Origin of the sequence: Myxococcus xanthus, from assembly GCF_013116825.1 — a bacterium.
In the GTDB taxonomy this organism is placed as follows: domain Bacteria; phylum Myxococcota; class Myxococcia; order Myxococcales; family Myxococcaceae; genus Myxococcus; species Myxococcus xanthus_B.
This window is the reverse complement of sequence record NZ_JABFNS010000013.1, coordinates 36,523-49,401: the sequence shown is the minus strand read 5'-3', so window position 1 is coordinate 49,401 and position 12,879 is coordinate 36,523. Positions and strand designations below refer to the sequence as shown.

The window sequence follows — 12,879 nt, the reverse complement described above, 5'->3', positions numbered from 1 at the left end:
GTTTACTGGGGCCAGTGGAGAATCTGGCCCGCGTTGCCCGCGACCCAGAGGTCCGCGGGACTGGTGCCGGCGATGTCGTTGAAGCGCAGGCTCGTGTTCTCGAAGACGATCTGCCACCCCGTGCCGTCATACCGGTAGATGCGTCCGTTGTATGCGGTCACGTAGACCGACTTCGAACCAAAGGCGATGACGGAGGTCAGGGTCTCGCTTTGCGTGTTGGGGAAGGAGGACATCCTGCTCCAGGTGCTTCCGTCCCACTGGAGGACGGTGTTCGCACTGTTCATTCTTTCGCCCACGGCGAAGGCGAGCTTGTCATTCACCACCCAGACGCCGCGGAGCCGGCCCATGCCTGAGATGGCGGCTTCCACGCTCTCTGACTGCCACTGCCCGGAGGAGGGGTTGAACCGGTGGATGCGTCCCCTGTTTCCTCCATTGTCGAGGCCGCCTACCGCGAACATCACTGCACGGGAACGGCCGTGAATGTCGAATAGCGGCGCGACTGCGGCGGGGCCGAAGCTCAACGCGCTGGAGCTGCTACCTCCAGTCCACTTGAATGTCAGTCCCTGCCCCCCCGTGCCGGAGTTCTCGGTGACTCCATGAATCTCCAGGGTTCCTTCGTGTCGGAAGCCGACGAGCCCTTTCACCCACCGGCCGATGGTGTTTGTCTCGGTGCAGGCATTCTCCGACCTATCCAGGAAGGAGAGGCTGCCTCCCGATGAGCCGAGGTAGAGGCGGCCCAGGTTGGCCATGTCCGCCCAGACGGCGTTCCAGCCCCTGTTGTTGTCGCCGCAGTTGGTCGCGTTGGTCTGGAACGTGGATGAGGGCGGCTTGAGTATCGCGGTCCCGCCCTGGTTACCTGAGACACTCACGTCGCCTGGAGCTTCCGTGAAGATGGAGCGCCACTCCTGATCGCTCGCGCCCACGGTGCGGGCTGCCCAACTGGCACCGCCGCTCGGGCAGACCTCGGGGCCTTCGGCATTCCCGTCGCAGTTGTTGTCCAGGCCGTCGCACAGCTCCGGCGCGCCAGGGTAGGTGAACGGGTTTCCGTCGTTGCAGTCACCACCAACCTCGACGTAGCTCGCGCCAGGCGAGACGCAGGACGACACGGCCGTGCCATCACCAAAGGTGTCTCCGTCGCCGTCCAGGAACCAGTCGGTGGGCGTCGCCGCGGCCTGGCAGGTGGTGGCGATGCCCGAGGCGTCGCAGACGTAGACGCCGGCACACTGGGCATCCGCGGTGCACGCCGTGCCGAGGTCGGGGAAGGTCTCGTCAATCTGGTCGTTGCAGTTGTCGTCGACGCCGTTGCAGAGCTCCGTCGCTCCTGGCCGGATGCTGGCGTTGTTGTCGTTGCAGTCGTCCGCCGGGCTCACGACATAGCCCTGCGGGATACCGGAGCAGAATGCGACGGGAGCGGCGTTCCGGTCGCCGTGGCCGTCCTGGTCCACGTCAGGGTAGGCATACGCGGCCAGTGGCATGTTGCAGAGGACCTCGCCGTTCCCACCGCACGCACGGACGCCCTCACAGCCTTGGCCCTCCGTGCAGCTCTGGCCCAGGCGCAGCTCCACCGTGTCCGACTGACCGTTGCAGTTGTCGTCGACGTCGTTGCAGCGCTCCGTTGCGCCCGGGCGGATGTCCGGGTTGGTGTCATTGCAGTCCGTGCCGCCCGTGAGCACGGAGACGTACCCGTCGCCGTCTCCATCCGTCGCCTGGAGGGACAGGGCCACCGGGACGGGGGTTCCTGGCGTCAACGTCACGGACGTGGACCGCGTCACCACGGGGCTCGCGGCCTCACAGGTCTGCTCGAAGGCGCGCGCCTCCACCTGGATGGTCGAGCCCCAGCCGCTGGGCGCAATCACCGCGACCGTCAGCGAGCCGCCGGTGCGCTCGCCCTTGCCGGCGACGGTGGTGGAGAGCTCCTTGCCGCTGCCCTCGTCGCGTGCGTTCACCTGCACGCAGCCAGGCAGAAAGCCCGAGTAATCCACCGTGACTTTGGCTGCGCCAGGGCTTTCGTCCTTCTTACAGTTGGCCAGCGCGAGGAGAGGGAGGAGCACCAGAACGCGTCGCATGCCGACACTCTATCGCGTCCGTGCCCCGCCGCTGCATCCTCGCGAGCCCGCGCCTACCTCACGGACGGGAAGTCGGAGTGGACCACGTCCAGGCGTACATCCGCGGCGATGCTGGCGGGCGTCACCAACTGCAAATCCAGGGGAACCCGCTTCCCGTAACGTTCGCGGAGCTGCTGCTCCAGGCCCTTCACGCGGAGCGAGTCCAGCCGCTCCATTTTCCCATATTCCAAGCCCGCCCCCTGGGCGTAGGCCTTGCGCACCAGCTCCGAGCAGTACATCGCGTCGTCCCCCCAGCCGAAGTGCCAGTCATAGGGCTTGCCCAGGTGCGCCTTGGCCGCCGTCACCGCCTGCTGGCGCTGCGCATCGCTCAGTTCTCGCGGGCGTAGGACGAGGATGTCGCCCTTCACGCCCCGGGCCTTCCACTTCGAGAACCGGATTCGCTGCACCGGCTGCACGGCCTCCACGACCCACGCGCCCTGTTCGGTCACCTCCACCATGCCCACATGGGACAGGGGGCTCTGCGTGGCCTTCTGGATGGCCTGTGACTGCGAGGAGCGCGAGGTGTGCAGGACGATGTCTCCCGTCTGCAACCGGGCCTCCAGCCCCTCATGTGGCGCCGCGACCGCGTTGTGGGCGCCGAACCACACCATCAGCATGACCATCCACCGCATTGGCGAGTCCTTTCAGGTGCCTGGCTGCTTCCGGCGTGCGGAGAGTGCAGCCGGGATGCCAGCCGTCACGAGGGAGCCGCTACCCCGGCGGGCGGGTGAGGGGCACCTCCAATCGGGGCAGGTAATGGCCGCCCTTGCTCTCGAAAAGCACCAGTTGGTCCACACGCCCCTCGCCCAGTGACGTGTCCTTGAGCGCCTGGACGCATGCGAGGAGGGCGGCGTCTCCGCGCGGGTGTTTCGCGCGGGCCAGCGTGAGGTGCGCGGTGTACTCGCGATGCTCGGGCTCGAAGCCGAGCGGCTGGAGCACCCGAGCGGTATCCGCCTGCAAGGCCTTCAGCGCGTCCGTGGCGCCGCACACATCCGCCCAGAGCACGCGTGGGTGGGCGGGCGCGCCAAAAGCGCCGCCACCGACGACAGACAGCACGAAGGGGGAATGCCGAGCTCCAATCGGCGTCAGGGCGTCGTGAATGGCGGGCAGGCGTGCGTCATCCACGTCCCCGAGGAACACGAGCGTGAGGTGCAGGCCCTCCAGCTTCACCCAGCGAGCCTGGGGGGCCAGGGGGCGCAGCCGGTGCAACTCCTCGGTGGCGCGCGCTTCGATGGCGGGCCCCAGGGTGACGGCGGTGAACAGGCGCATGGCTCACGGCTCCTGACATCATGAGCGAGACACAGTCCGTCGATTCCCTTCAGCACAGGAGCCGGTGGGAGCGCCCCACGCGTATCCGGTGGCACTGGAAGCGCCGCGGGGGCGCCTTCCAGTTCGAGCCGGCGGCGGGCGGTGTCGTGCCCTGCCGCCGGCCCTGACGTGACTGGGGCTCAGTACGCCTTGGAGAACACGATGCGGCCCGGCGAAGGCTCGCCGGTGACGACGCACTTGCCCGGCTCCTGCTTGAGGTCGAAGGGACGGCAGCGCGTCGTCAGGCCCGTCTCCTCCTTGATGCGCGCCTCCACCTTGGGGTCCAGGTTCCAGTGCGCCAGCAGGAAGCCCTGGTCCGCCTTCTCCTTCAGCTCCTCGTAGGAGTTGACCTCGAAGGTGTGCGAGTCGCGGAAGGACTTCGCCTTGGTGAACAGGTCCTTCTGCATGGCGTCCAGCATGGCCTGCGCCTTGGACACGGCCTCGTCCAGCGACACGAACTCCTTCTGGCGCACGTCGCGGCGGACCATGACGCAGGAGTTCTTGGCCAGGTCCTTGGGGCCCAGCTCGATGCGCAGACACGTGCCGATGAGCTCGTGCTCGTTGTACTTGAAGCCCGGGCTCTTGGTGTCGTCGTCGTCCAGCACCACGCCCAGGCCGGCCTTGCGCAGGTCGGCGGCCAGCGCGTTCGTCTTCTCCAGCACCTGCGCCTTCTCCGCGTCGGAGGCCTTGCCGAAGATGGGGATGATGACCACGTGCGTGGCCGCCAGCTTCGGCGGGACGATGAGGCCGGCGTCATCCGAGTGGGTCATGATGAGGCCGCCGATGAGGCGCGTGGACACGCCCCAGGACGTCTGCCACACGTGGTGCATCTTGCCGTCGCGGCCCTGGAACTGGGTGTCGAAGGCCTTGGCGAAGTTCTGCCCCAGGTTGTGGCTGGTGCCCGCCTGCAGCGCCTTCTTGTCCTGCATCATCGCTTCGATGCTGTAGGTGCGCAGCGCGCCGGCGAAGCGCTCGGACTCCGACTTCTGGCCCGTCATGACCGGCATCGCCATGTAGTCCTCGGCGAAGGTCCGGTAGACCTCCAGCATCTGCCGGGTCTCCTTCTCCGCGTCCTCCTCCGTCTCGTGACAGGTGTGGCCTTCCTGCCAGAGGAACTCGGTGGTGCGCAGGAACAGGCGCGTGCGCATCTCCCAGCGCATCACGTTCGCCCACTGGTTCAAGAGCAGCGGGAGGTCCCGGTAGCTCTGGATCCACTTGGCGAAGCTGCGGTTGATGATGGTCTCACTGGTGGGCCGGATGACGTAGGGCTCCTCCAGCTTGGACCCACCCGCGTGGGTGACGACGGCCAGCTGCGGGTTGAAGCCCTCGACGTGCTCGGCTTCCTTCTTCAGGTAGCTCTCGGGGATGAGCAGCGGGAAGTAGGCGTTCTTGTGGCCCAGGTCCTTGAACATCTTGTCCAGGACGCGCTGCATGTTCTCCCACAGCGCATAGCCATTGGGCCGGATGACCATGCAGCCCTTCACGTCCGAGTAGTCGGCGAGCTTCGCCTTCTGGACCAGGTCGACGTACCACTCGGAAAAGCCCTTCTCGCGGGGCGTGAGCTTCTCGGCCATGTGCGGAGCACCCTTCAAAAGTCGTGGAAAGAGGACGGTTGCCTACGCCGGGCCCACCCGGAAATCAACGGCCCCGTCGCCCGGACGGGCGCTGGGTCCCTTCCTGGACGGGATTGTGTTTTTCGACCAACGGTCAGAATAATGAGCGCCGGTTGAATCCGCATCCAGGAGGCAGTCATGTTTCGCCAGGTGGCCGACGACGTGCACGTGCTCGCGGTGGAGTTCCGCATCGGGGGGATGGACTTGGGGGGCCGGATGACGGCCGTCCGCCTGCCGGATGGGGGGCTGTGGCTCCACTCGCCCGTCCGCTGCAGTCCGGAGGCGCGGGCGGCGGTGGATGCGCTCGGGCCGGTGCGCTTCCTGGTGGCGCCCAACCTGATGCACCACCTGTACGTGCAGGACTGGGCGGCGGCCTATCCCGACGCGAAGGTGGCCGCGCCCGCGGCGCTGCGGCTCAAGCGGCCGGACCTGCGCATCGACCTGGAGTTGGGTGCCACGGCCGAGGCCAGCTGGGCCGGCGTCCTGGACCAGGTGCTCGTCCAGGGGATGCCCAAGGTGGACGAGCTGCTCTTCTTCCACCGCCCCAGCCAGACGCTGTTCGTCACCGACCTGGCGTTCAACGTGCACCGGACGGGTTCGTGGTTCACCCGTATGTACCTGAAGCTGAGCGGCGCGTGGCAGCGGCTGGCGCCGACCCTGCTGGTCCGCTCCGTCATCAAGGACCGGGAGGCTGTGCGCGCGTCCCTGGCGCGGGCTCAGGCCTGGGACGTGGAGCGCGTGGTGGTGTGCCACGGTGACGTGGTGGAGCAGGGCGGCCGGGAGGCGGTGCGGAATGCCTTCGCCCGGTTCTAGCGGCGGTGGTCGCAAACCCGCGCCGGGCCGCCGTCGCCCGGCCGCGTCACCGGCCGCGCCCACCCCCGCGTCGGCGCTCACCGCAGCGCTCTCCGAGCGCGAGGCGCGCAAGGCGCGGCGACAGGAGGGGCGCCGTCAGGCCATCCTCGTCGCCGCGCGGGCGGTGCTGGTTCGGGGCGGGGTGTTGGGACTGACCCTGGAGGCCGTAGCGGCGGAGGCGGACCTGAGCAAGCCTTCCCTGTTCTACTACTTCCGCTCCAAGGAGGAGCTCGTGGGGGCGCTGGCGGTGGAGGGACTGGAGCGCGAGGTGAAGGTGCTGGAGGCGGCGGTGGCGGCCGCGGCCAGCGGCGTGGAGGCCCTGGCCGCGCTGGTTCGTGCCCGGGTGGATTTGTACGCGGAGGACCTGGACGGCTTTCGCGTCGTCTATCTGTGGCCGCAGTTGACGGGGCGGCAATCCGAGGCGCACCAGTCGCGGGTGCTGGCGCTGAGTGGACAGCTGAATGACGTGCTGGAGGCGCGGCTCCAGGCGGATGCGCGCGCGGGCCGGCTGGCCCCAGGACTCCAGCCGCGTCGGCTGGCCAACCTGGCCTGGACCATGGCGCACGGGGTGCTTTCCCTGGGGGCCGGACTGGAGCACTCGGGTGTGGGAACGCGCTTCACCTTGTCTCAACTTCGTGACGAGGCCTGTGCGGTATTGCTGCGCAGTAGCGGCCGTTAGGGTGGCTGTGAAGGGTGGGAGGGGCGCGCTATGTAGAGAGCCTCCTTCCCGTCGTTCCTTTTTGGAGGCTTCATGCGGTCGTACCTTGCATCACTCGGAGTTGCCGGCGTCGTGTCGGCGTGCCTTGTCTCCGGTTCCGCGTTCGCCAACTCCATGGGCATCAGTGGCCGAAGTGGTAAGCAGGGCTCGAGCCTCACCTGTGCGGAGTGCCACTCTGGCGGCAGCGCGCCCACAGTGACCATCGAAGGGCCCACCACGCTGGCGCCGGGTGCCACTGGCAACTACACGCTCGTCGTCCGGGGCGGTCCGGCCGCTGGCGCGGGCTACAACGTGGCGGTGAGCGACAACGGCGGCACGCTCAACCCGGGCACGGGTTCGTACAAGCTGAGCGGGGAAGTCACCCACAAGAACATCCAGGCGTTCTCTGGCGGCGCGGCCCGCTTCGACTTCTCCCTGGTGGCGCCGTCCACTCCCGGCACCGTCACCCTGTACGGCGCGGGCAACTCGGTGAACGAGAACGGTACGGATGAAGGCGACGCCTCCGCGGCCACCACGCTCAACGTCACCGTGGCGACTGGCGGCGGCAACGGTGACGGCGATGACGGCGGTGGCTGCGCCGCCGCGGGCGGTATCCCGTTGCTGGGCGCGGCCCTGGTGCTGCTCGGCACCCGCCTGCGCCGCCGCCGCTAGTCCTCGTTGAAAGGCGGCCTCCGTGCGCGACAGCGCCGTCAGTGACCGGAGGCCACCGAGGCGGTGAACTCGTCGGGCAGGAACGCGGAGAAGGGCGGCACCCGTCGAATCTTCCGCCGGGAGTTGCCCGCCAGCCGCAGGATGGCCAGGGACACCAGCCCCAGGCCCACGGCGCTGCGCAGGGGCGCCGGACGGCGTGACCGGTGCCGGGCACGGTAGCGCAGGAGTCCCACGGGCAGCAGGGCGGCGGGAATGGCCATCAGCGCCCACGAGCGCCAGCGAGCCCGGCCAGACGAATCGGATGCCAGTGTCGTTTTCATGAAGGAACAGGTTGGACGTGGGATGGAGCAGGGGGAAGGGTGGCCCGGACCGGACGCAGGTCGGCTCCTGGGTCGGGCCCCCCGGTGGAGAGCGGACACGGCCTCGCCAGCCTGCTTGCGGATGGCTCGCCAGGCCGGCTGCCTTCCGGACGAGCCAGGGGGGCCGGGAGACAGGTTCGCGGAGGGGGCTTAACATCGCGCCCCTTCGCCCATGAGCGTTCGCCGCCTCCTCCCCGTCTTGTTCCTGATGGGGCCGCTCGCGTGTGCGACCGGCCCTGGCTACCTCGCCTCCACCGAGTCCGTCGCCGCCGTGCGGCGCGCCCCGGGAGAGCTGCGGGTGATGACCTTCAACATCCAGTCTGGCGCCCGCGGGTTGGAGCGCGTGGCGCACGTGATTCGCGCCGCGGTGCCGGACGTCGTCGCCTTGCAGGAGGTGGACGCGGGGTCCACCCGCGCGCGGGGGCTGGACCAGACGGAGGAGCTGTCCCGCCTCACCGGCCTGAAGTACCGCGCTCACTTCCGCACCACGGATTTGTTTGGTGGGGCCTACGGCATCGCCGTGCTGTCGCGCTTCCCGCTGGAGGCGCTGGCGCAGTATCCGCTGCCGGGGCCGCGCGGCGCGGAGCCTCGCACCGTGGCGCACGCGGTGGTGGAGGTGGATGGGCGCGAGGTGAGCGTCTACCTCACGCACCTCATCCGCCAGCCCTTCAACAGCGACACCCGCGTGCGGCAGAGCGCCTTCGTGGCGCGGCTGATGGCGCGGGATTCGCGGCCCAAGGTGTTGATGGGGGACCTCAACGACGGACCGGATTCACGCTCCACGCGGCTGCTGCGGCGGGCCCTGCATGACGTCGCCGAGGCGACTGGGGGCACGGGGGGCACGTATCCGCTGCCGCTCTTCCTGCCCACGCTGCGCATCGACTACGTGCTGGCGTGTGATGCCTTCACGTCCGTGGCCAGCCGGGTGCTGCGCGTGGACGTGTCCGACCACTACCCCGTGGTGGCGGACCTGCGGCTGAAGCCGGAAGCGGCGCCCCTGGTCGCCGAGCGCGCGGCGACCGGCACCGCGCCTTGAACGAGGCGCGGGCCCGCGCGGGCATCAGCCGACGTTGAAGCGGTACAGCACTTCGTTGTCGTTGCGCGTGAAGCCCTTGAGCACCTGGTGCTCGAGGTTCTGCGCGCCCAGGTACGCCAGTCCGCCGGAGGCGAAGCCCATGACGGACAGCTCGAAGTAGGGGTGCGGCCGGGGGACGTGGGTGATGCGCAGGTCGGTGTGGCCCTCACCGGGGAGCACGCTGAGGTCGCCCTCGGTGAAGTAGCCCTTCCAGATGCCGGGGGTGAACAGCAGGAAGCGCCGGAAGTCACCCTGGCTGAACATCGCCTTGAGCTGGCCCTGGCCCAGGGCGTACTCGGCGGACTTCACGCCGAACTGCCAATATGCGCTCGGGTTGTTGTTGTAGAAGCGCGCCAGCAGTTCGTCGTTGAGCCGGAGGAACGCGTCCGCCGGCATGCGCGACACTGGCATCACGGGCTTGGAGAAGAAGGGCTCCTTCTTCGCGAAGTGGGTGAGGAAGGCCTTCCAGGCCGCCTCCCCGTGGGTCTGCACCATCAGCTGTTGCCGGGCCAGGAAGGCGACGCCTTTGACTTCCATTCACGCTCTCCGCGGGGGCGCGGACGCCCCGCGTTTGGGTTTGCAGGCCACAGTGTGCTGTAGATGTTTCATGAGACGAAGCGGTGATGTGACAACCGCTCGCGTCCGCCCGTCCCTCAATCGAGCTGGAGCCCGCAGTCGCTACAGGCGCCTTCCAGCAGCGGCGCGGCGGTGCCACAGGCCGGGCAGGGCGGTTCGTCGTCCTCGGAGACGGGGGCCGCCGGAGCGGCGGTGCGTCCCATGGGCACCAGGCCTTCGCGCTCGATGCTGTCCATCCACCGCTGCTGGAGCAGGGCGGCCACGCGAGGGCCGTCCTCGGGGCGCACCAGCACCTGGAACTTCGGGCTGCATCCCGGCTTGCTGCAGGCCTCGCGATGCACGAGCGCCGGTACGTCCGCGCCCAGGCAGGCGTCCACCAGCCGCCGCGCGTCCATCAGCGCCATCTCCGCGCAGGGCACCAGCTCCACTTCCGAAAGGGCCTTCGTCGCGTCTTCAGGAGTCATCACCTGGGGGATTGGAGCGCACCGCTGGGGCTACGTCCAGTCCGCCCGGGCCCGCGTGTCATGCCGCGCACGCGCCGGGGCACGACGCGCCGCGGCCGAGAGGTGGTTCATTCCCCGGGCCTTCTCATGGCCCGTCGGGACATGCGCTCAGGCGACGCGCCAGCGCTGGAGATCCTCGCGACCCCGGTGGTTCTTGCGGGCCACCGCGGCAAGGCGCGCCGGTGTGTGGCCTCCAGGCCTCGGCGTGGATTGCGCGGTGGCGGAGGGGCGACTTCAGGCTAGCGTGTGGAGGGTGCCGCCCACGTCCCTCACGCCGCGCACCGCGCGCCTCTTCCGGCTCCTGATGGTGGGGGCGGGCGTGCTGACGTGTGGCGTCTTCGGCCTCGCCTGGGTGGTAGACCGCTTCGGGCAGCGCGAGCAGGCCGCGCCCGCGGACGTGCTGGTGGTGTTGGGCGCGCGCGTGTTGCCCGGGGGCGTGCCTTCCGGGGCGCTGCGCGCGCGCACCGAGCACGCGGTGGCGCTGTACCACCGCGGCGTGGCCCCCCGGCTCGTCTTCTCCGGCGGCGTGGGCGTGAATCCGCCCTCCGAGGCGCGCGCCATGCTGGCGCTGGCGACGCGGATGGGCGTCCCGGCGGAGGCGTGTATCCTGGAGGAGAGCAGTCACTCCACCGACGACAACGCCCGGCTCACGGCCGAGGTGCTGCGCGGGCTGGGGGCTCGGCGCGTGGTGGTGGTGTCGGACCCGTATCACCTGCTGCGCGCGCGCAATTACTTCCGGCTGTATGGCTGGGAGGTGGCCACCAGCCCGGCGCTGGAGACCGAGCGCAACCTGGACACGTTCGACCGAATCTATTGGACGGTGCGCGAGGCCGTCGCGCTGCTCCTGCACCCCCGCGTGCTGCTGGCGCGCGCGCCTACCTCTCCGGCACCGTGAGCGCGCGCAGCTCCAGCGCGCCACCCGGCAGGGCCACGCGGAGCAGCACGGAGTCGCCGGGCTTCGTCTTCCGCAGCGCCGTCACCACGTCCTTCGCGCCGCGCACGGGCTTGTTCTCTGCCTCCACCACCACCATGCCCGGCAGCAGGCCGGCGTGTTCGGCCATGGAGGCGGGGGCCACCTCCGTCACCAAGGCGCCGGAGGGCGGCAGCTCCTGGGACTCCGCCAGCGCCGGGTCCATGTCCATCAGGCTCAGCCCCACGCGATGCTCGGCGGGGCGCTGCGAGCCCCCGACGGCAGGCTCCTTCTCGGCGACGCCTTCCAAGTCGGGCCGCGTGCCCAGCGTCGCCTTCACGTCGCGCTTCTTCGCGCCCCGGTAGAGGGCGAGCGTGAGCTCCGCGCCCGGTGGTTTCTGCGCCACCAGTCGCGTGAGCGCGCCCGCCGAGTCGATGGGCTGCCCATCCGCGGCGACGATGATGTCGTCCGGCCGCAGCCCGGCTCGGGCCGCCGCTGTCTCCGCCGTGACGTCGGTGACGACCGCGCCCGCCTGCACCGGCGCGCCCAGCGCCTCGCCCAAATCGGGCGTCATGTCCTGCACCAGCAGTCCCAGCCAGCCCCGGGTGACGGTGCCCTTCTTCTCCAACTGGGGCAGCAGCGATTTGACGAGGTTGCTGGGCACCGCGAAGCCAATGCCCGAGCCCTCGCCGGCGATGGCGGTGTTGATGCCCACCACCTCGCCGTTCAGGTTGAACAGCGGACCGCCGGAGTTGCCCGGGTTGATGGCGGCGTCCGTCTGGAGGAAGTCGTCGAAGGGGCCCGCCGCGATGTCGCGCTCCTTCGCGGCGAGGATGCCCAGGCTGGTGCTGGACGTCAGGCCGTAGGGATTGCCAATGGCCAGCACCCAATCCCCCACCCGCAGCGCATCCGAGTCTCCCAGCCGCACCACCGGCAAGGGCTTGCCGCCGTCCCGGCGTTCGAGCTGGAGCACCGCCACGTCGGTGAGCGGGTCCGAGCCCAGCACGCGCGCCTCCAGGTCGCGACCGTCGGCGAGCTGTACCTGAATCGCCTCCGCGCCTTCCACGAGGTGGTGGTTGGTCAGCACCAGTCCCCTGGCGTCGATGATGAAGCCGGAGCCGATGCCTTCGCGCACCGGCGGCGCGAAGGGCGAGGGGGCCTCGAAGGGAGACAGCGGGTCCTCGGGGGCGTCGCCGAAAGGGGCGCCGTCGAACGGCAAGCCTCCGAAAGGCGAGGGACCGTCACCACCCCAGGGCGTGTCCTTCATCTCGCCGGGCGTGGGCGCGCCCAGCCGCACCTCCACGTTGACGACGGCCGGACTCACGGACGCCACCAGGGGCGCGACGGAGGCGAGCGCCACGGCGCGTCCGGCGGGCAGCGGGGGAGGCTCGGTCGGCTTCGGCGCGGAGGTCGTCGTGGAAGGAGGCGGCTCCTCCGCGTCCTTCCGGCAGGCCACCAGGCCCAGCAGCACCCCTATCGCCACCCCGCGCGCGTGTACCCTCATCGCCTTCCTCCCCTGTCGCAAGCTGCGACCGCCGCGCGACGCAGGGGGGCTGACCACCCGGGCATGAAGCCTGTCAGGCCGCCTGGGGGACTGGGGCCCCGCCGGGGGCCCGCCTGTCAGCCCGCGCGCTCACGCGGCGTGGACGTGGCCGGGGCGCCCATGCGCTTCACCAGCTTCTCCAGGATGCGGAAGAGGGCCTTGCGGTCTCCCGCGTCGAGGATGCCCAGGAACTGGTGCATGCCATGGACGACCACGCGGTTGAGCCGCTCCCAGGTCGACTGGCCCTCCTCCGTCAGGCGGCAGTGCACGACGCGGCGGTCGGTGGCGCTGCGCTCGCGCAGCAGGTGCCCCTGGCGCTCCAGCCGGTCCACCACACCCGTGACGGTCTTCTCCGTGACGCCCAGCCGGCGCGCCAGCTCGCCCATGGTGAGCGGGCCGTCCTGACCCAGCCAGAGGATGGCGTGAACCTGAGGTGGCGTGAACTGGAGCTGTTCGCACATGCTGGCGATGGGGTCACGGAGCGAACTGCGCCGGCCCAGCGCGAGGAGCAGGTTCTGGAGCTTCTCCAGGTCCTCGGAAACGTCTTCATCCTCTTTGTGGAATTTCCGTGGCACGGAGTATCCCATAGCGGCCCCGCATGGGCCGGTCAATCTGTTGTCCAGATGGGCTCGGACCTGACGACAATGCAACGTGGGTTGTCCGGAT

14 protein-coding genes are annotated in these 12,879 nt (G+C 69.6%); 5 read left to right on the top strand and 9 right to left on the bottom strand.

Annotated features, from left to right (window positions below; all coding sequences use genetic code 11):
• Nucleotides 1-2: 2 nt before the first annotated feature.
• From HNV26_RS05660 to proS, 4 genes are all read right to left on the bottom strand, one after another.
• On the bottom strand, nt 3-2,066 hold the full coding sequence (locus tag HNV26_RS05660) for a putative metal-binding motif-containing protein (protein ID WP_171440570.1): 2,064 nt from the start codon (nt 2,064-2,066) through the stop codon (nt 3-5).
• A 53-nt stretch (nt 2,067-2,119) separates the two neighbouring features.
• On the bottom strand, nt 2,120-2,737 hold the full coding sequence (locus HNV26_RS05655; RefSeq protein ID WP_171440569.1) for a YiiX family permuted papain-like enzyme: 618 nt from the start codon (nt 2,735-2,737) through the stop codon (nt 2,120-2,122).
• A gap of 79 nt (nt 2,738-2,816) precedes the next feature.
• Nucleotides 2,817-3,374: an RNA 2',3'-cyclic phosphodiesterase gene (gene thpR, locus HNV26_RS05650; RefSeq protein ID WP_171440568.1), complete on the bottom strand. Its 558-nt coding sequence runs from the start codon at nt 3,372-3,374 to the stop codon at nt 2,817-2,819.
• A 179-nt stretch (nt 3,375-3,553) separates the two neighbouring features.
• Nucleotides 3,554-5,005 carry a proline--tRNA ligase gene (gene proS / locus HNV26_RS05645; RefSeq protein WP_011556580.1) on the bottom strand — a complete coding sequence of 484 codons (1,452 nt, stop codon included), beginning with the start codon at nt 5,003-5,005 and terminating at the stop codon, nt 3,554-3,556.
• A gap of 159 nt (nt 5,006-5,164) precedes the next feature.
• Here proS and HNV26_RS05640 point away from each other — a divergent pair, with 159 nt between their 5' ends.
• The 3 genes from HNV26_RS05640 (at nt 5,165) to HNV26_RS05630 (ending at nt 7,247) form a co-directional block, all read left to right on the top strand.
• The gene (locus tag HNV26_RS05640; protein WP_171440567.1) at nt 5,165-5,839 is read left to right on the top strand and encodes a DUF4336 domain-containing protein; all 675 of its coding nucleotides are present in this window, start codon (nt 5,165-5,167) and stop codon (nt 5,837-5,839) included.
• Nucleotides 5,820-6,557, top strand: coding sequence for a TetR/AcrR family transcriptional regulator (locus HNV26_RS38900; RefSeq protein ID WP_171440566.1), 738 nt, complete (start codon nt 5,820-5,822; stop codon nt 6,555-6,557). Before HNV26_RS05640 ends, HNV26_RS38900 begins: the two co-directional genes overlap by 20 nt.
• 72 nt (nt 6,558-6,629) lie before the next feature.
• Nucleotides 6,630-7,247, top strand: a complete 618-nt coding sequence (locus tag HNV26_RS05630) for an MXAN_6652 family MXYO-CTERM-anchored protein (protein ID WP_171440565.1) — start codon at nt 6,630-6,632, stop codon at nt 7,245-7,247.
• Between the two features lie 38 nt (nt 7,248-7,285).
• Here HNV26_RS05630 and HNV26_RS05625 read toward each other — a convergent pair whose 3' ends face one another.
• On the bottom strand, nt 7,286-7,567 hold the full coding sequence (locus HNV26_RS05625; protein WP_253816267.1) for a hypothetical protein: 282 nt from the start codon (nt 7,565-7,567) through the stop codon (nt 7,286-7,288).
• Between the two features lie 211 nt (nt 7,568-7,778).
• Here HNV26_RS05625 and HNV26_RS05620 point away from each other — a divergent pair, with 211 nt between their 5' ends.
• The gene (locus HNV26_RS05620; protein ID WP_171440564.1) at nt 7,779-8,642 is read left to right on the top strand and encodes an endonuclease/exonuclease/phosphatase family protein; all 864 of its coding nucleotides are present in this window, start codon (nt 7,779-7,781) and stop codon (nt 8,640-8,642) included.
• Nucleotides 8,643-8,666: 24 nt separating this feature from the next.
• Here the strand turns inward: HNV26_RS05620 and HNV26_RS05615 are convergent, their stop codons facing one another.
• Together HNV26_RS05615 and HNV26_RS05610 are read right to left on the bottom strand one after the other, a co-directional pair.
• Nucleotides 8,667-9,218, bottom strand: a complete 552-nt coding sequence (locus HNV26_RS05615) for a hypothetical protein (RefSeq protein WP_171440563.1) — start codon at nt 9,216-9,218, stop codon at nt 8,667-8,669.
• A 116-nt stretch (nt 9,219-9,334) separates the two neighbouring features.
• Entirely contained in the window at nt 9,335-9,721 is a 387-nt protein-coding gene (locus tag HNV26_RS05610) for a hypothetical protein (protein WP_171440562.1), read from the bottom strand.
• A gap of 292 nt (nt 9,722-10,013) precedes the next feature.
• Between HNV26_RS05610 and HNV26_RS05605 the strand changes: the two genes are divergently transcribed.
• Complete coding sequence (locus HNV26_RS05605) at nt 10,014-10,655, top strand: YdcF family protein (RefSeq protein ID WP_171440561.1); 642 nt, start codon at nt 10,014-10,016, stop codon at nt 10,653-10,655.
• Here HNV26_RS05605 and HNV26_RS05600 read toward each other — a convergent pair.
• A complete protein-coding gene (locus tag HNV26_RS05600) occupies nt 10,636-12,174 on the bottom strand; it encodes a trypsin-like peptidase domain-containing protein (protein WP_216611827.1) in 1,539 nt (512 codons plus the stop codon). The two genes, HNV26_RS05605 and HNV26_RS05600, sit on opposite strands and share 20 nt — an antisense overlap.
• 116 nt (nt 12,175-12,290) lie before the next feature.
• Nucleotides 12,291-12,800: a MarR family winged helix-turn-helix transcriptional regulator gene (locus HNV26_RS05595; protein WP_171440559.1), complete on the bottom strand. Its 510-nt coding sequence runs from the start codon at nt 12,798-12,800 to the stop codon at nt 12,291-12,293.
• Nucleotides 12,801-12,879 lie beyond the last annotated feature (79 nt).